The sequence below is a fragment of the Haloechinothrix alba genome (assembly GCF_900188115.1).
Taxonomy (GTDB): Bacteria; Actinomycetota; Actinomycetes; order Mycobacteriales; family Pseudonocardiaceae; genus Haloechinothrix; species Haloechinothrix alba.
In genome coordinates this window covers 106,201-122,997 of the sequence record NZ_FZNW01000003.1, presented here as the reverse complement: position 1 = coordinate 122,997, position 16,797 = coordinate 106,201, and the positions used below count along the sequence as shown (strand labels likewise).

The following is a 16,797-nucleotide window of genomic DNA, read 5'->3' as shown; positions in this document are numbered from 1 at the left end:
GCTGTCCCCTTTTACTCGGTGAGATCTTCCGGGCTGGCCAAGGTCCCGCGTACCGCGGTGGCCGCGGCGACGAGGGGTGACACGAGGTGCGTGCGCCCGCCCTCGCCCTGCCTGCCCTCGAAGTTGCGGTTGGAGGTCGACGCGCTGCGTTCACCCGGGCTCAGCTGATCCGGGTTCATCCCGAGGCACATGGAGCATCCCGCCTGCCGCCACTGTGCGCCTGCCTCGAGGAACACCGTGTCGAGCCCCTCGGCTTCTGCCGCCTCGCGAACACGCATCGAACCCGGAACGACGAGCATCTGGACGTTCTCGGCGACCTTGTGCCCCCGCAGCACCTCCGCGGCCGCACGCAGGTCCTCGATCCGGCCGTTGGTGCACGAGCCGAGGAAGACCGTGTCGACGGCGATGTCCCGCAGCGGCGTGCCCGCCTCCAGACCCATGTACGACAAGGCCTTCTCCGCGGCGAAGCGCTCGGTCTCGTCGGCGATGAGCTCCGGGTCCGGCACCGACTCGGACAGCGGCAGTCCCTGGCCGGGATTCGTGCCCCAGGTGACGAACGGCGTCAGCCGGCTGGCATCGATGTCGACCTCGACGTCGAACTCCGCATCCGGATCCGTGCACAGCGCACGCCACTCCGCGACGGCGTCGTCCCACTGCGCGCCCGCAGGCGCGTGCGGGCGCGCCTGCAGATAGCGGAAGGTGGTCTCGTCCGGAGCGATCATTCCCGCACGGGCGCCTGCCTCGATGGACATGTTGCAGATCGTCATCCGCGCTTCCATCGACAGCGACTCGATGGCGCTTCCCCGGTACTCGAGCACGTAGCCCTGGCCACCCCCTGTGCCGATCTTGGCGATGACGGCGAGGATGATGTCCTTGGCCGTGACCCCGGGGCGAAGCTCACCGTTGACGTTGACAGCCATCGTCTTGAACGGCCGCAGCGGCAAGGTCTGCGTCGCCAGCACGTGCTCGACCTCGGATGTGCCGATACCGAACGCCATCGCACCGAACGCGCCGTGGGTCGAGGTGTGACTGTCGCCGCACACCACGGTCATGCCCGGCTGCGTCAGACCGAGCTGCGGGCCGATGACGTGCACGATGCCCTGCTCCGTGTCACCCATCGGGTGCAGGCGAACACCGAACTCCTCGCAGTTCGAACGCAGGGTGTCGACCTGTGTGCGCGAGACGGGGTCGGCGATCGGCAGGTGCGTGTCGACGGTCGGGACGTTGTGATCCTCGGTCGCGATGGTGAGGTCCGGCCGACGTACCTTCCTGCCTGCCAGTCGCAGACCTTCGAACGCCTGCGGGCTGGTGACCTCGTGCACCAGGTGCAGATCGATGTAGAGCAGGTCCGGCTCGGCACCCTCACCGTGACGCACGACGTGTGCGTCCCAGATCTTCTCCGCGAGCGTGCGCCCCCGTCCGCCGCTCGACCGCCCGTCCTGTGTTGTTGTGTCTTCGGGCCCGTCGGCCCGTGTTGTTGGGGTTGCCACGATGCTCAGGCTCCTCGCACGGGAATGTTGTTGACGATTCGGTCGTGCCTCGACCGGTGAGCGTCCCGCGATATGGACTTCTCAATATACGAGATTGTAGTATCGCGCTGTGGGACAGGATAGCGCGTCGAACCAGTACAGCGGCATCGGTGTCTTGGACAAGGCCGTCGCGGTACTGCAAACGGTGGCGAACGAGCCCTGCGGCCTCGCCGAGCTGTGCAGCCGCACGGGCCTACCGCGGGCGACCGCCCATCGGTTGGCCGCGGGGTTGGAAGCGCACCGCCTGCTGCGTCGCACCCCGGACGGCCGGTGGCGCCCGGGTGCCGCGCTGACCGAACTCGCGGGCGCGGCGACCGACCCGCTCCTGGACGCGGCGAGCATCGTGCTGCCCAAGTTGCGGGATGCCACGGGGGAGAGCGTGCAGCTCTACCGGCGCGACGGCACGCAACGTGTCTGCGTGGCTACCGCGGAACCGTTGAGCGGGCTGCGCGACACCGTTCCCGTCGGCGCCCGGCTGCCGATGACGGCAGGCTCCGGCGCGAAGGTTCTCGCAGCGTGGGCGGACCCGCACAGCCAGCCGCCGGTCCCGCATGAGGCGGTGTTCGGCGAACGAACCCTCATCGAAGTACGGCGCCGCGGGTGGGCGCAGAGCGTTGCCGAGCGCGAGCCCGGCGTGGCCAGCGTGTCGGCACCGGTACGCGAGTCGTCCGGCGCGGTCGTCGCCGCGGTGTCCATATCGGGCCCCACGGAGCGTATCGGCCGCAAGCCGGGAGTGCGCTGGGCGAGCGACCTGCTCGTCGCTGCCGAGGACCTCACCCAGCAGCTCTAGCCGCAGGCGTGCGCGAGCCGAAGGACTCCTCGGGTACCACACAGGTATCGAAGGAGGCCCATGGCTCGCCCCACCCGCCTCACCCGGCGACCTCCGCGTACACCGCCTCGAGTCCCCGCACGAACGCGTCGAGCGCGAGCTCGAAGCTGCCCGCGTCGATCTCCTCGGCGTGCCGCGCGAGGCGGTGCGCCTGACTGAGGTTCGGGTACCGCTCGAGGTAGACACGCACGTCCTCCTCGAAACCCCGGGAGAACGACCCCATCGCCGCGCCGAGCACGAGGTACTTGGTCGACGCACCGATCATGGTGGCGTACCGCGGCGGCCAACCGGCACCGACAAGGCCCCCGTGTACGGCATCTGCGCGTGCCAGCGCGGTCTCCCTGCGCGCGGGCCCGGCCGCCAGGAACGGCACCATGTTCGGGTGCTCGGCGAGCGCTGCCCGGTAGGAGCGCGCCCACGTCCGGATGCCGCGGGACCAGTCGCCGCCCGCGAAGTCGCTGACATCGACCTTCTCCATGATCCCTTCGGCGATGTCGTGAAGAAGGTCGTCCTTGGTCTCGACGTGGCCGTACAGCGACGGGGCCTGCACACCCAGCTCGCTGGCGAGCTTGCGCATGGACAGCCCCGCGAGCCCGTCCCTGTCGATCAACTCGAGCGCCGTTTCGCGGATCGTGTCCCTCGTGACCCGGGAGGGGCTGGGCATGAGGCCTCCTCGAGCAGGCGGATGTGACCTACACGCGGCGCGCTTGCCGAACCGCAGACGCGCACCCTAGGGTGAAGATACCTAACAGTGTAAGTCTTCGACAGCGGGGCACGCCATGGATCTCTCCCTGACCACCGAACAGCAGGCGCTGCGCGACACGGCACGCGAGTTCGTCGACGCCGAGATCGTCCCGAACATCCAGGAGTGGGACCGGGCCGAGGCGGTGGACAGAGCAATCGTCGGCAAGCTGGGCGATATCGGCTTCCTCGGCCTGACGGTTCCGGAGCGCTACGGCGGTTCGGGCGGGAACCATCTGGACTACTGCCTGATGATGGAGGAGATCGGCCGCGGGGACTCCTCGGTGCGCGGCATCGTCTCGGTCTCACTGGGGCTGGTGGCCAAGACCGTGCTGAGGTTCGGCACCGAGCAGCAGAAGCAGGCCTGGCTGCCCGGCCTGTGCTCCGGGGCGTCGCTGGCCTGTTTCGGGCTCACCGAACCAGACACCGGCTCCGATGCGGCCAACCTCAACAGCAAGGCGGTCCGCGACGGCGACGACTGGGTCATCAACGGTTCGAAGATGTTCATCACCAACGGCACATGGGCCGATCTGGCACTGATCTTCGCCCGCACCGGGGGAACGGGCCCCAAGGGGGTCTCGGCCTTCCTCGTCCCCACCGGCACGCCGGGATTCAGCCATACAGAGATCAAGGGCAAGCTGGGGCTGCGCGGGCAATCCACCGGCGAACTCACCCTGGACAACGTGCGCGTTCCGGCCGAGGCCATGCTCGGTTCCGAGGGTGAGGGGTTCCGCATCGCGATGGCTGCGCTGGACAAGGGGCGCATGTCGGTCGCGGCAGGCTGCGTCGGTCTCGCGCGTGCTGCGCTCGACGCGAGCGTGCGCTACGCGACCGAGCGCGACCAGTTCGGCAAGCCGATCGCCGGCTTCCAGCTCGTCCAGGAGATGCTCGCCGACATGGCTGTGGCCACCGACGCCGCGCGGCTGCTCGTCTGGCGTGTCGCCGACCTGATCGACAGGGAGCAACCGTTCGGCACGGCCGCCTCGATGGCCAAGCTGCACGCGACCGAGAACGCCGTCAACGCCGCCAACCAGGCGATCCAGGTGTTCGGGGGGTACGGCTACATCGACGAGTACCCGGTGGGCAAGTACTTGCGCGACGCGCGTGTGATGACCCTGTACGAGGGCACGAGCCAGATCCAGAAACTCCTCATCGGTCGGGCCCTGACCGGCGTCAGCGCGTTCACCTGAGGCCGCGCGGCCGGCTCCGGCCACCCGCGCGCAGGCGCCGGGACCGACTAGTCGGTAGCCTGAGACCATGAGCCGTGCAACACCTTCCGATCCCGACGACGCACAGCACCCCGGCAGCGACCGGACACCGACACGCAGCGGGGACGTGCCGGTCCGGCTGGTGTCCGTGGCAACGGAGCTGTTCGCCAAGCACGGGTTCGAAAGCACCTCGGTGCAATCCATCGTGGACGCCGCGGGAGTCACCAAGGGGGCGATGTACCACTACTTCGACTCCAAGGACGACCTGCTCTACGAGATCTACGGGCGCATGCTCCGGGTCCAGACCGCCCAGCTCGAGCGTGTCGCCTCAGCCGATCTCCCCGTGACGGAACGCATCCGCGCTGCAACGGTCGACGTCGTCGAGACCAGTATCGCGAACTTCGACGACACCAAGATCTTCTGGCGCTCCCTGCACCAGCTGCACCCCGACAAGCAGGCCCAGGTCCGGGCGGAACGGCGGTACTACCACGAGCGATTCCGGGCGCTGATCCAGGAGGGCCAGGACAGCGGCGAGTTCCGCGCCGACGTGCCCGCCGACCTCGTTGTCGACTACCACTTCGGTGCTGTGCACCACCTCAGCACCTGGTACCGCAAGGACGGGTGGCTCGGCGCGGGCGACGTCGGACGGTACTTCGCCGACATGCTGCTGTCCGCGCTGCGTCCGTAGCCGGGTCCATGGTGCGGATACGCATTGCACGGCTCCGTCCCGCATCGTAGGCTCGGTGATACCAACTAGTCGGTTCGTGCAGTTGTCTACAGGTGACGTCGCGGCCCGACCGCGGAGGTGAGCGTTCCCGTGGTGCTGGAGCGTGTGCTCGTTGCCAACCGGGGTGAGATCGCCGCACGAATCGTGCGTGCCGCCGGTGAGCTCGGACTCACCACTGTGGCCGTACACGCCGCCGACGACGCAGGCGCCCACCACGTGTGGCTGGCCGACGAGGCCGTCGCGCTCGCGGGCAGCGGCCCTTCCGCCTACCTCGACGGTGCGGAGATCCTCCGCACCGCCCGCCAGGCCGGTTGCGACGCCATACACCCCGGATACGGCTTCCTGTCCGAGAACGCCGAGTTCGCTCGTGACTGTGTGGCCGCGGGGCTGGTGTGGGTCGGACCGGAGCCGGAGACGGTGGCGGTCCTCGGCGACAAGACCCGGGCCAAGGAGCTCGCCGAGCGCTCCGGGGTGCCTGTGCTGGCAGGCACGACCGCGATCTCGACGCCGGAGGACGCCGATGGGCGGCTCGAGGATTTCCCGCGTGGCTCGGCCGCGATCGTCAAACCCCGTTCCGGAGGCGGCGGGACAGGCATGCTGATCGTGCGCGATCGCACCGAGACGGCCGAAGCAGTCCGGCACTGCCAGGCAGCGGCACGTACCGCGTTCGGCTCGACGGAGGTGTTCGTCGAGCAGTTCCTGCCCCGTGCGCGCCACATCGAGGTGCAGATCGTCGCGGATGCCCGCGGAGCGGTCGCGGTGCTCGGCGACAGGGACTGCAGCCTGCAACACCGCGGGAGGAAGCTGATCGAGATCGCCCCCGCCCCCGATCTGGATGCCGGCACGCGAGCCGCGCTCGCGCGGTCCGCGAGCGTGCTCGCGCGTGCTGTGGGGTACCGGGGCCTCGGCACCATCGAGTTCCTGCTGGACACCAGCGGAACCGGCACCCCGCCGCACTACTTCCTCGAGGCAAACCCGCGCCTGCAGGTCGAGCACACGGTGACCGAAGAGGTCACGGGTGTGGATCTGGTTCAGGCACAGCTGCTCATCGCGGCAGGCGCCGATCTCGGCCGGCTGGGACTTCGTCCCGGCCATGCCCCCGAGGCCCGCGGCTCCGCGGTGCAGATCCGTATCAACACCGAGGTGCCGACCACCTCCGGACCGCCGCTCCCGCAGTCCGGCACCCTGACCGCCTATGTCCCACCCGGCGGTCCCGGGGTACGCGTGGATGGTTGCGGTTACCCCGGGTACCGGGTCAGCACCCGCTACGACACCCTGCTGGCCAAGGTGATCGCGCACGGTGCCACGAGCGACCCGCAGGCCGCGGTGCGCCGCGCGAAGCAGGCGTTGCGGGAGTTCCGCATCGATGGCGTCCGGACCAACCGGTCCCTGCTGGAGGCCGTACTGGCACGGCCGGATGTCGCGACGGGACGTACCTACACAACACTGGTCGACGAGCTGGTCACCGAGATCGCCGAGGATGAGCCAGGCACGCACGCGGAGTCCCGTCAGGACGGCTCAGCCGCGCTGAACGCCCCGGTGGAAGGAACCGTCAGCCGGGTGTGCATCGCCGAGGGCGAGCGGGTCCCGGCAGGCACGACCCTGGTCGTACTCGAAGCAATGAAGATGGAGTATCCGGTCACAACGGACTCCGGAGGGGTACTACGCGCGGTACTTGTGCGGCCGGGTGAGGTGGTCGGTGCCGGGCAACCTCTCGCGCACGTCGACCAGGACCGTGCGTCCGAGGCCACCGTCCAGGCAGGCGACCGAGCCGACCCCGAACGCGTACGCCCCGATCTGGAGGCACTGTACCGGCGTCGCGAGCGCATCACGGATGAAGGCAGGCCGGAAGCCGTGGCACGCAGGCACGCTGCCGGGCGAGCGACGGCGCGCGAGAATCTCGAGCGCCTGTGCGACGAGGGTAGTTTCGTGGAGTACGGCGGCCTCGCACTCGCCGCGCAACGCGCGCGCCGGTCCGAACAGGAACTGATGGACAGGACTCCGGCGGACGGCCTGGTAGCCGGTGTCGGCTCCGTCAACGGCGCTACTTTCGGGCCCGAGCGCTCCCGTGTGGTCGCGTTGTCCTACGACTACACCGTGCTTGCCGGGACGCAGGGCACACGCGGACACATCAAGAAGGACCGCATGTTCTCGCTGGCCGAACGCTCCGGCCTGCCCGTCGTGCTCTTCGCGGAGGGAGGGGGCGGCCGACCCGGTGACACGGACGGCGGCTGGCTCACCGGTCTCGACTGCGAAGCGTTCGCGCGCTATGCGGCACTGAGCGGGACGGTTCCGCTGATCGGCATCGCCTCGGGGCGCTGCTTCGCCGGAAACGCCGCGCTCCTCGGCTGCTCCGACGTCGTGATCGCCACCGGCGACGCCACGATCGGCATGGGTGGGCCCGCCATGATCGAGGGAGCGGGTCTCGGGGTGTTCGAACCGGAGGAGGTCGGCCCCGCCGAGGTCCAGCGCTCCAACGGCGTCATCGACATCCTGGCAGCGGACGACGCCGAGGCGGTCGCGTACGCGCAGCGGTACCTCTCCTACTTCCAGGGTCCTCTTCCCGACTGGGATCACACCGACCAGCGCCTACTACGGCACTGTGTCCCGGAGAACCGCAAGCGCGTGTACGACATCCGCGATCTGATCACGACGCTCGCCGACACCGGCTCCGTGCTGGAGCTCCGCCGGGACTTCGGCGCGAGCGTGGTCACCGGCCTTGCCCGCGTGCAGGGACGCCCGATGGGGCTGCTGGCCAACGACCCCGCGCACCTCGGTGGCGCCATCGACTCCGACGCCGCCGACAAGGCCGCTCGCTTCATGCAACTGTGCGACGGGTTCGGCCTTCCGGTGCTATCACTTGTAGACACTCCAGGGTTCATGGTTGGGCCGGACTCGGAACGCACAGCGGCCGTACGGCATCTGAGCCGCATGTTCGTCACTGCGGGGAGCATGTCGGTACCCACAGGGGCGATCGTGTTACGCAAGGGGTACGGGCTCGGGGCACAGGCGATGACAGGAGGCGGATTCCGCTGCCCGCGGTTCGTGGTCGCATGGCCGACCGGCGAGCTGGGCGCGATGGGGCTGGAGGGTGCGGTCCACCTCGGCTACCGCGACGAGCTCGACGCCATCACCGACCCCGCGGAGCGGAAGAAGGCCTTCGACGCCATGGTCGACTCCGCCTACGAGCACGGGCAGGCGACCCGTGTCGCCTCGGCATTCGAGATCGACGACGTCATCGATCCCGCGGAGTCCCGCCGCTGGATCACGAGCCTGCTCACCCCGGACCGGCAGCAGGCCGGGGGGCGTAGGCCGTACATCGACACCTGGTGACACAGCCACGGTGCGGCGAGCGACGACAGCACACCCACAGGAGGATCCCGATGAGCCCGATCGCAGGGGCAGGAGCCGTCGTCACCGGTGGCGGAGGAGGCATCGGCAAGGCACTGGCCGAACGCCTCGCCGCAGGCGGTGCGCGCGTCGTCGTCAACGACATCGACGCCGTCGCAGCAGGCTCGGTGGCACAGCAGATCGGCGGGTACGCCGTCGCCGGGGATGCCGCAGGCGACAGCGGGGTGCAGGAGCTGATCGCCGAGGCGCGCCTGCGGCTCGGCGACATCGACGTGTACTGCGCCAACGCGGGCGTCGCCGAGGAGGGTGGACCGGACGCGCCCGAGGAGGCATGGGCACGCTCCTGGGAGGTCAACGTGATGGCACACGTCCGCGCCACCCGGCACCTGCTCCCCCGGTGGCTGGAGCGCGGCAGCGGGCGGTTCGTATCCACCGCATCGGCGGCCGGGCTGCTCACCATGCTCGGCTCGGCGCCGTACTCGGCCAGCAAGCACGCGGCCGTGGCCTTCGCCGAATGGTTGTCGGCGACCTACGGGCACCGCGGCGTCACGGTGCAGTGCATCTGCCCGCAAGGCGTACGTACCGGGATGCTGCCCGAGGAGGGTACGCCGGGCCACGCGGTGCTGGGAGGCTCGGCGATCGAGCCCGAGCGCGTCGCGGAATGTCTCTGGGACGCGCTGCACGACGACCGGTTCCTGGTCCTACCGCACGCCGAGGTCGCGGACTACTACGCCAAGCGTGCCGCCGACACGGACCGCTGGCTGTCCGGCATGCGGCGCATGCAAGGGCACATCGAGAGCATGTGACCGGTGGGCGCCTGCCGCGTCACGGGACGAGTAACGACACCACCTCGGCCACGCAGGCCGGCTTGTCGCTGCCCTCCAGCTCCACGGTCACGCGGACGGTGGCCTGCGTACCGTTCTGCCCCGCAGCGATGTCCACCAGTTCGGCGCCTGCCCTGACCCGGGACCCGACGGGCACAGCCGCGGGGAAGCGCACCTTGTTGCTGCCGTAGTTCACGCCCATGCTCAGCCCCTCGACGCGATAGATCTCCTGGCTGAGCATGGGCAGCAACGACAGGGTCAGGTAGCCGTGCGCGATCGTCCCGCCGAACGGGCCGTGCGCGGCCCGTTCGGGGTCGACATGGATCCACTGGTGGTCGCCGGTCGCGTCGGCGAACCGGTTCACCCTCTCCTGTGAGATCGTGTGCCACTCGCTGTACCCCAGGTGCTCGCCCACTGCCTGCGTCAACTCATCCAGACCGTGAAACACGCGCATGTCATCTCCTTGTCGCTGGCACACACCGGCACTACTCGACGCGCCCACGAGCGAGCGGCCGCATCGAACATACCGGCCGGTCGGACCAGCGTCCAGCGTGCTTCGCCTGCTGGTACGTGTACATCGCCACCGGAACCGGTCGTGGTGTGCCGGGGCCACCCGCAGCTTCGGCCGCACCACAGGGATCGACTACGTACCCGCCGCACGCCAGGGAAGGTATGCCAAAAAAGCCGCAAGCCGCCGGTCTCGATGACCGGCGGCTTGCGGCCGCATACTGTACGTACCCCCGATGGGATTCGAACCCACGCTACCGGCGTGAGAGGCCGGCGTCCTAGGCCGCTAGACGACGGGGGCTGACGCGCACTCGGTATAACCTAGCAGGTACGTTCCGCAGCGCCTCAGCTGGGGTACCAGGATTCGAACCTAGACTAACTGAACCAGAATCAGTCGTGCTGCCGATTACACCATACCCCAACGGCATCCCGTTGGTGCCACTGGGAAATAGTAGACCACGGGTGATCACGGCGTGCACCGGGGGTGGCCCTCACCGCGGAACGGGCACCCCCGCCCGCCCGAGGTCCGCGACGAGCACGCTGGGAAGCTCGTCCAGCCCCGAGATGACCTGCACGTCCGTGTCTCGGTCCGATTCGCAGCGGCCATGGCGATCCAGCCAGACACCCCCGAGTCCGGCACGAACCGCCCCGGCCGCATCGGCCTCCAGCTTGTCGCCCACGTGCACGGCCTCTGCCGGATCGCAGCCCAGTGCGGCACACGCCGAATGGAAGATCAACGGATCCGGCTTGGCCGCGCCGACCTCCCCTGCGATGGCCACGTGACCGAAGTAACGGGACAGGCCGAGCGTGTCGAGCTTCTTGCGCTGGTGGGCCCCGGAGGCGTTCGTCACAGCGGCCAGCGCGATACCGGCGGCCCGGAGCCATTCCAGGCACGGCAGCACGTCGCCGTACACGTCCCAGTGGCACTGCACAAGGGCGGCGCGCCTGCGCTCGAACCGCGCCGCGTCCTCGTCGGACACGGCCACGCCCAGCTCGTCGAGGAAGCTCTTCGTGCGCTGGCGATGCATGGACGCGTAGTCGAGCCGGTCGGCCACGACACGTGCCACATGCAGCTCCGTCAGCCGCTCCCACACGGGCCACATGTCGTCCCTGCCGATCATCGCGGCGAGCGCGCGCCTGCCGGCCGCGCTGAAGTCGACAAGCGTGTCGTCGATATCCAGGCAGACCGCGCGCAGACCGAGATCGTCCGGTATCTCGACTCGGGGGACGGCTTCGTACGTTTCAGATGAAAAGGGACTCGCGAACTCCACCCGCAGAGACTAGTGGGCCCAGGCCCTTCGCCGATTCGGCCAACGAGGTGACGTCGGCTACTGGTTCGGTCAAGCGTCGGCGGCGACGGTCAGCTCGCGAGCCTTGTCGACCCTGCGCAGCGCGCGTTCACGGCCCAGAATCTCCATCGACTCGAACAGCGGCGGCGAGACTGTTCGTCCGGTCACAGCGACGCGGATAGGTGTGAACGCCTTTCGTGGTTTCCAGCCGAGCTCCTCGACGAGAACACCCTTGAGCGCGCTCTCGATCGACTCGGCGTCCCAGCTGTCCAACGCCTCCAGTGCCGATACCGCCGCGTCGAGGGCCGGGCCCACATCTGGATTGAGCGCCTTGGTCACCGCCGCTTCCTCCGGAGCGAAGTCCTGCTCGTCGACGAACAGGAAGTCGACGAGCGGCGCCGCCTCGGACAGGACCGCGACTCGCTCCTGGACCATCGGTGCGATGGCCCGCAGCGTCGCCAGCTGGTCGTGCGACGGCTCCCCCGGTAGCACTCCCGCCGCGGTCAGGTAGGGAACGACCCGCTCGGTGAAGTCCTCGGTGTCCAGCGCACGGACGTGCGTGCCGTTGATGGACTCGGCCTTCTTGACGTCGAATCGGGCCGGGTTGGCACTGACCTGACCGATCTCGAAGGCGCCGACCAGCTCCGAGACGGTGAACACGTCCCGATCATCGGCGATGGACCAGCCGAGAAGGGCGAGGTAGTTGAGCAGGCCCTCCGGGATGAAGCCGCGCTCACGGTGGTGGAACACGTTCGACTGCGGATCCCGTTTGGACAGCTTCTTGTTGCCCTCGCCCATCACGTACGGCAGGTGGCCGAACGCGGGCACATCCTCGATCACCCCGATCCTGCAGAGCGCCTCGTAGAGCGCGATCTGCCTCGGTGTGGACGGCAGCAGGTCCTCACCGCGCAGCACGTGCGTGATCCGCATGAGTGCGTCGTCGACCGGGTTGGTCAGGGTGTAGAGCGGGTCGCCGTTGCCGCGCACCAGCACAGGGTCGGGGACCGTGCCCGCCTGGAAGGTGATCTCCCCGCGCACCAGGTCGTGCCAGGTCAGGTCCCGGCCGGGCATCCGGAGCCGCAGTACCGGGCTCCGCCCCTGCGCGCGGAGCTCGGCCTTGCGCTCCTCGGTGATGTCACGGTCGGCGTTGTCGTAGCCGAGCTGCGGGTCCTGGCCGGCAGCCCGCCTGCGCTCGGCGACCTCCTCGGTGGTGGAGAACGACTCGTAGAGCTCACCGGCATCCAGCAGGCGCCTGGCGATGTCGGCGTAGATCTCGCCGCGCTCGCTCTGCCGGTACGGACCGTACGCGCCGCCGACATCCGGACCCTCGTCCCAGTCGATGCCCAGCCAGTTGAGCGCGTCGAGCAGCGCCCGGTACGACTCCTCGGAGTCCCTGGACGCGTCGGTGTCCTCGACCCGGAAGACGAGAGTGCCGCCGTTGTGGCGGGCGAAGGCCCAGTTGAACAGGGCCGTGCGGATCAACCCGACGTGCGGGGCACCGGTCGGTGACGGGCAGAAACGAGCGCGTACGGTCATGGTCTCTGTCATAGCCCCTTCAGCCTAATGGCCCCGGCGTGTCGGGCGCTGTGACACCCTGTCTCGGCCCTCGAGCACCCGTCACCGCCCAACTCAGGGTGCCCGGACGCCCGACACGGCATGCCGGGACGCCGGACACGAAGTGGGTCGGCCGAGCGGGACGGGTCACGCCGCTTGTACCGGGTTGGTCAGGGTACCGATGCCGTCGACCGTGATCGAGACGGACTGACCCTCGGTGATGGGTCCGACGCCCTCCGGTGTGCCGGTGAGGATCACGTCGCCCGGTAGCAGGGTCATCACGTGCGAGACGAACTGCACCAGCTCCGGCACGGTGTGCACCATCTTTGCGGTGTGCGAGTCCTGCTTGACCTCGCCGTCCACGTCGGTCCGGATCTCCAGGTCGGCCGGGTCGACATCGGTCTCGATCCACGGCCCGAGCGGGCAGAACGAGTCGTAGCCCTTCGCCCGGGTCCACTGCCCGTCGGCGCGCTGCTGGTCGCGTGCGGTGACATCGTTGGCGATCGTGTAGCCGCGTATCGCCGCGGGCGCCTTACTCGCCGGTACGTTGCGGATCGGTTGTCCGATCACGACGGCGAGCTCGCCTTCGAAGTCGACCCGCGTGGAGCTCGCCGGAAGCTTGATCGGAGCGCCGGGGCCGGTCACGCTGGTGTTCGGCTTCATGAAGATCACCGGCGTCTCGGGCACCTCGCTGTCGAACTCGGCGGCATGCTCGGCGTAGTTCTTGCCCACCGCGATGATCTTCGTGGGCAGGATCGGTGCGAGCAGCCGCACCTCGTCGTACGGCCAGCTACGGCCGGTGTGGTTGGGGGTGCCGAACGGGTGCTCGGCGATCTCGTGCACGGTGGCGCTGCCCCCGTCGACGTCGCCGTCGAGTGAGGCGAACGCGACACCGTCCGGGTGGGCGATTCGAGCTAGTCGCATAGTCGCGAGCCTAATCGACGCAGGTTGTGACCGGTCACGTCCCTCGATGTCCGTCGCTGCCCGGGGACACGCGCATGCTCTTGTGCACGAGCGCGTCACACAGCGCCATCCAGCTCGCCTCGACGATGTTCTCGTGCACGCCCACCGTGGTCCATTCCTTCTCGCCGTCCGTGCTCTCGATGAGCACCCTCGTCACGGCGTCGGTACCGGGATGCCCCTGCATCGAGGGGGTCTCGGCGCCCGGGGTGAGGATCCGGACCTTGTAGTCGGTCAGGTCGACACTGTCCAGCCACTCCAGGTACGGCGACAGCGCCTTGCGCAGTGCCGCGTCCAGCGCGTGCACGGGCCCGTTGCCCTCCGCGGTGGCGATCACCCGCTCGCCGGAGACCTGGACCTTCACGGTGGCCTCGGAGATCACTTCCCCGTCCGGGCGGTGATCGAGGACGACGCGGTACGACTCGAGCTCGAACGGCCCCTCGGGAAGGAACCCCTCGCCGGAGACCGGCTCGCCCTCGCTGTCGATCACGCGCCGCAGCATCAGCTCGAGGGAGGCATCGGCGGCCTCGAACGACCAGCCCTGCGACTCCAGTGTCTTCACCCTGTCCACTGCCGAGGTCAACGCTTCGGGACGCTCGGTGAGGTCCACGCCGAGCTCGCGCCCCTTGAGCTCCAGGCTCGCCCTGCCTGCCATCTCCGTGACCAGCACCCGCATATCGTTGCCGACCACCGGCGGGTCGATGTGGTTGTACAGCAGCGGGTCCACCTTGATCGCGCTCGCGTGCAGTCCCGCCTTGTGCGCGAACGCCGACGCTCCGACATATGCCTGATGCGCGTCCGGCGCGATGTTGGCCATCTCCGCGAGCGCGTGCGAGACGCGCGTCAGCTCCGCGGCCCCGCCGGGCGGCAGGACGTCCATCTCCAGTTTGGTCACCAGGTTGCCAAGTACCGCGAACAGGTCCGCGTTGCCCGCCCGCTCGCCGTAACCGTTCGCGGTGCACTGCACGTGCGTGGCCCCGGACTGCACGGCGGCGATGGTGTTGGCCACCGCACACGAGGTGTCGTCCTGGCAATGGATACCCAGGCGCAGCCCGGTGCGCGCACCCACCTCCTCGACGGTCGCTGCCAGCTGCAGCGGGAGCTGGCCACCGTTGGTGTCGCACAGCACAACCACATCGGCACCGCCCTCGCCTGCCGCGGTGAGCACACGCAACGCGGTGTCGGGGTCGTAGGCGTAACCGTCGAAGAAGTGCTCCGCGTCGAGAAAGACGCGTCGCCCCTCGCCCACCAGGAACGAGACGGTGTCCCGCACCATCGCGCACGCCGTGTCGACATCCACACCCAGCGCGCGTTCGATGTGCCGCCTGTCCGACTTCGCGACCAGCGTCACCACCGGCGCGCGGGAGTCGAGCAGCGCCCGCACCTGCTTGTCCCTGTCAGCCGTGGCGCCGGCCTTCCTCGTGGACCCGAATGCCACGAGAGCGGCGTGCTTGAGGGGCAGCTCTCCGGACGTCGCGCGCTGGAAGAACTCGGTGTCCTTGGGTAACGCGCCGGGCCAGCCGCCTTCGACGAACCCCACCCCGAGCTCGTCGAGCAACCGGGCCACGGTGAGCTTGTCGGCGACCGAGTACGCGATGCCTTCCCGCTGCGCCCCGTCACGCAGCGTCGTGTCGTAGACGTGGAAGCCATCGCCGAGCGGCGTATCTGCGGGTTCGGAACGGTTCACGCGTTACTCCTGTGTATGTACTCGCAACTCGGGGCGGACCCGGGGGCGGGATCAATGTGGGCATCAATGTGGGCATGGCGCTCGACCAATAAAAAGGACCCCTCGCGAATGCGAGAGGTCTGCGCGCCGGGGTCTCCTGCTTCGGGAGCACCTACTCGGCGCGCTGAGGAATAATAATGGCGATCGTACGAGCCATACCGGCATCATGCCACACGGGACCCGTGCAGCCAAACGCGGTTGCGGATCACACCTCGTGCCGGGTGTTGGACGAGACCAGCGCGGCCAGCCGGTCCCCGATCGCCTGCGTCGCACCGGGCGAGGAGTGGTCGCGAGTCGCAAGGTCGAAGGCGACGGACGCCTCGATGCGGCGCGCAGCCTCGGTGTGTCCGAGGTGGTCGAGCAGCAGCGACAAGGACAGCACCGTCGCGGTCGGATCGGCCGCGCCCTGGCCCGCGATGTCCGGGGCGCTGCCGTGCACCGGCTCGAACATGCTCGGGTTCGCCCGCGTGACGTCCAGGTTGCCGCTGGCTGCCAGGCCGATCCCGCCGGTGACCGCCGCGGCGATATCGGTGATGATGTCGCCGAAGAGGTTGTCGGTGACCACGACGTCGAACCTGGACGGGTCGGTGACCAGGTGGATCGTCGCCGCATCCACATGCAGGTAGTCCACGGTGACGTCGGGGTGCCGCATCGAGGCCTCCTCGACCACCCGTGACCACAACGAACCCGCGTGTTCCAGCACGTTGGTCTTGTGCACCAGCGTGACGTGCTTACGCGGCCGCTGCTGGGCGCGGGCGAACGCGTCGGCGACGACCCGCTTGATCCCGAACGCGGTGTTCAAGCTCACCTCTGTGGCGATCTCGTGCTCGGTGTCCTTGCGGAGGATCCCACCGTTGCCCGCGTACGGGCCCTCGGTTCCCTCCCGCACGACGACCATGTCGATCTCGCTCTGGGTGGCCAGTGGACCCTGCACGCCCGGGTACAGGCGCGCCGGACGGAGGTTGACGTGGTGATCCAGCTCGAAACGCAGCCGGAGCAGCAGGCCGCGTTCCAGGATGCCGCTCGGCACCGAGGGGTCGCCGACCGCGCCGAGCAGGATCGCGTCGTGCTGACGGAGCTCACCGATGACCGACTCGGGCAACAGCTCGCCCGTCGAGTGCCATCGAGCGGCACCGAGATCGTAGTTGGTGATGTCCAGGTCCGACGCTGCCGGTGTGACCTCGGCAAGCACCTTGAGCGCCTCTGTCACGACCTCGGGACCGATCCCGTCACCCGGGATCACCGCGAGCCGCATCCAACACCTCCGTCTAGTCAGGATTCCGCTGTGTCACAGGCTCCCCAGACACAGCAGGCTACCCTGCGTAGAAAGGATACGCGTAAGCAGACCACCCTTGTGTCTGATTCGGCTCACCGTGCCTCACCCGCTCGTGGGCGCAGGTGGCTGCCAGGCCGGTGCCGGGCCCGTGGCACGGCACCGGCCTGGCGCGCCGAACGTCGATCCGACTACGCCGTTCCGGCATTCCGGCCGGTTCGCCGGGCCGGTTCGCCGGGCCGGTTCGCCGGGCCGGTTCGCTGGCCCGGTTCGCTGGGC

General features: G+C 69.0%; 13 protein-coding genes and 2 tRNA genes. 5 read left to right on the top strand and 10 right to left on the bottom strand.

Features of this window, described 5'->3' with window-relative positions:
- Window positions 1-11: 11 nt before the first annotated feature.
- On the bottom strand, window positions 12-1,490 hold the full coding sequence (leuC, locus tag CHB84_RS03300) for a 3-isopropylmalate dehydratase large subunit (RefSeq protein WP_089299975.1): 1,479 nt from the start codon (window positions 1,488-1,490) through the stop codon (window positions 12-14).
- Between the two features lie 109 nt (window positions 1,491-1,599).
- Between leuC and CHB84_RS03295 the strand changes: the two genes are divergently transcribed.
- Window positions 1,600-2,319: an IclR family transcriptional regulator gene (locus CHB84_RS03295; RefSeq protein WP_089299974.1), complete on the top strand. Its 720-nt coding sequence runs from the start codon at window positions 1,600-1,602 to the stop codon at window positions 2,317-2,319.
- A gap of 79 nt (window positions 2,320-2,398) precedes the next feature.
- Here CHB84_RS03295 and CHB84_RS03290 read toward each other — a convergent pair whose 3' ends face one another.
- Complete coding sequence (locus tag CHB84_RS03290) at window positions 2,399-3,022, bottom strand: TetR family transcriptional regulator (protein WP_089299973.1); 624 nt, start codon at window positions 3,020-3,022, stop codon at window positions 2,399-2,401.
- 115 nt (window positions 3,023-3,137) lie between these two features.
- Here CHB84_RS03290 and CHB84_RS03285 point away from each other — a divergent pair, with 115 nt between their 5' ends.
- The 4 genes from CHB84_RS03285 to CHB84_RS03270 all read left to right on the top strand — a co-directional run bounded on the left by CHB84_RS03285 (window position 3,138) and on the right by CHB84_RS03270 (window position 9,191).
- Complete coding sequence (locus tag CHB84_RS03285; protein ID WP_089299972.1) at window positions 3,138-4,289, top strand: acyl-CoA dehydrogenase family protein; 1,152 nt, start codon at window positions 3,138-3,140, stop codon at window positions 4,287-4,289.
- Window positions 4,290-4,356: 67 nt separating this feature from the next.
- Window positions 4,357-4,995 (top strand): TetR/AcrR family transcriptional regulator, encoded by a 639-nt coding sequence (locus CHB84_RS03280; protein ID WP_089299971.1) that lies wholly within the window; start codon window positions 4,357-4,359, stop codon window positions 4,993-4,995.
- A gap of 117 nt (window positions 4,996-5,112) precedes the next feature.
- Window positions 5,113-8,367, top strand: coding sequence for a carboxyl transferase domain-containing protein (locus CHB84_RS03275; protein WP_245818521.1), 3,255 nt, complete (start codon window positions 5,113-5,115; stop codon window positions 8,365-8,367).
- A 50-nt stretch (window positions 8,368-8,417) separates the two neighbouring features.
- The gene (locus CHB84_RS03270) at window positions 8,418-9,191 is read left to right on the top strand and encodes an SDR family oxidoreductase (RefSeq protein ID WP_089299969.1); all 774 of its coding nucleotides are present in this window, start codon (window positions 8,418-8,420) and stop codon (window positions 9,189-9,191) included.
- A gap of 19 nt (window positions 9,192-9,210) precedes the next feature.
- Here CHB84_RS03270 and CHB84_RS03265 read toward each other — a convergent pair whose 3' ends face one another.
- The 8 genes from CHB84_RS03265 to CHB84_RS03230 all read right to left on the bottom strand — a co-directional run bounded on the left by CHB84_RS03265 (window position 9,211) and on the right by CHB84_RS03230 (window position 16,500).
- Window positions 9,211-9,663 (bottom strand): MaoC family dehydratase, encoded by a 453-nt coding sequence (locus tag CHB84_RS03265; RefSeq protein ID WP_089299968.1) that lies wholly within the window; start codon window positions 9,661-9,663, stop codon window positions 9,211-9,213.
- Window positions 9,664-9,944: 281 nt separating this feature from the next.
- Window positions 9,945-10,017, bottom strand: a tRNA-Glu gene (locus CHB84_RS03260).
- A 48-nt stretch (window positions 10,018-10,065) separates the two neighbouring features.
- Window positions 10,066-10,137 (bottom strand) — tRNA-Gln (locus tag CHB84_RS03255).
- Window positions 10,138-10,207: 70 nt separating this feature from the next.
- Complete coding sequence (locus CHB84_RS03250) at window positions 10,208-10,930, bottom strand: HAD family hydrolase (RefSeq protein WP_425432271.1); 723 nt, start codon at window positions 10,928-10,930, stop codon at window positions 10,208-10,210.
- A gap of 126 nt (window positions 10,931-11,056) precedes the next feature.
- Window positions 11,057-12,553, bottom strand: coding sequence for a glutamate--tRNA ligase (gene gltX / locus CHB84_RS03245; protein ID WP_089299967.1), 1,497 nt, complete (start codon window positions 12,551-12,553; stop codon window positions 11,057-11,059).
- Between the two features lie 153 nt (window positions 12,554-12,706).
- On the bottom strand, window positions 12,707-13,483 hold the full coding sequence (locus tag CHB84_RS03240; RefSeq protein WP_089299966.1) for a fumarylacetoacetate hydrolase family protein: 777 nt from the start codon (window positions 13,481-13,483) through the stop codon (window positions 12,707-12,709).
- Between the two features lie 34 nt (window positions 13,484-13,517).
- Complete coding sequence (gene cimA / locus CHB84_RS03235) at window positions 13,518-15,206, bottom strand: citramalate synthase (RefSeq protein ID WP_089299965.1); 1,689 nt, start codon at window positions 15,204-15,206, stop codon at window positions 13,518-13,520.
- Between the two features lie 244 nt (window positions 15,207-15,450).
- Window positions 15,451-16,500: a 3-isopropylmalate dehydrogenase gene (locus CHB84_RS03230; RefSeq protein ID WP_089299964.1), complete on the bottom strand. Its 1,050-nt coding sequence runs from the start codon at window positions 16,498-16,500 to the stop codon at window positions 15,451-15,453.
- Between the last annotated feature and the right edge of the window lie 297 nt (window positions 16,501-16,797).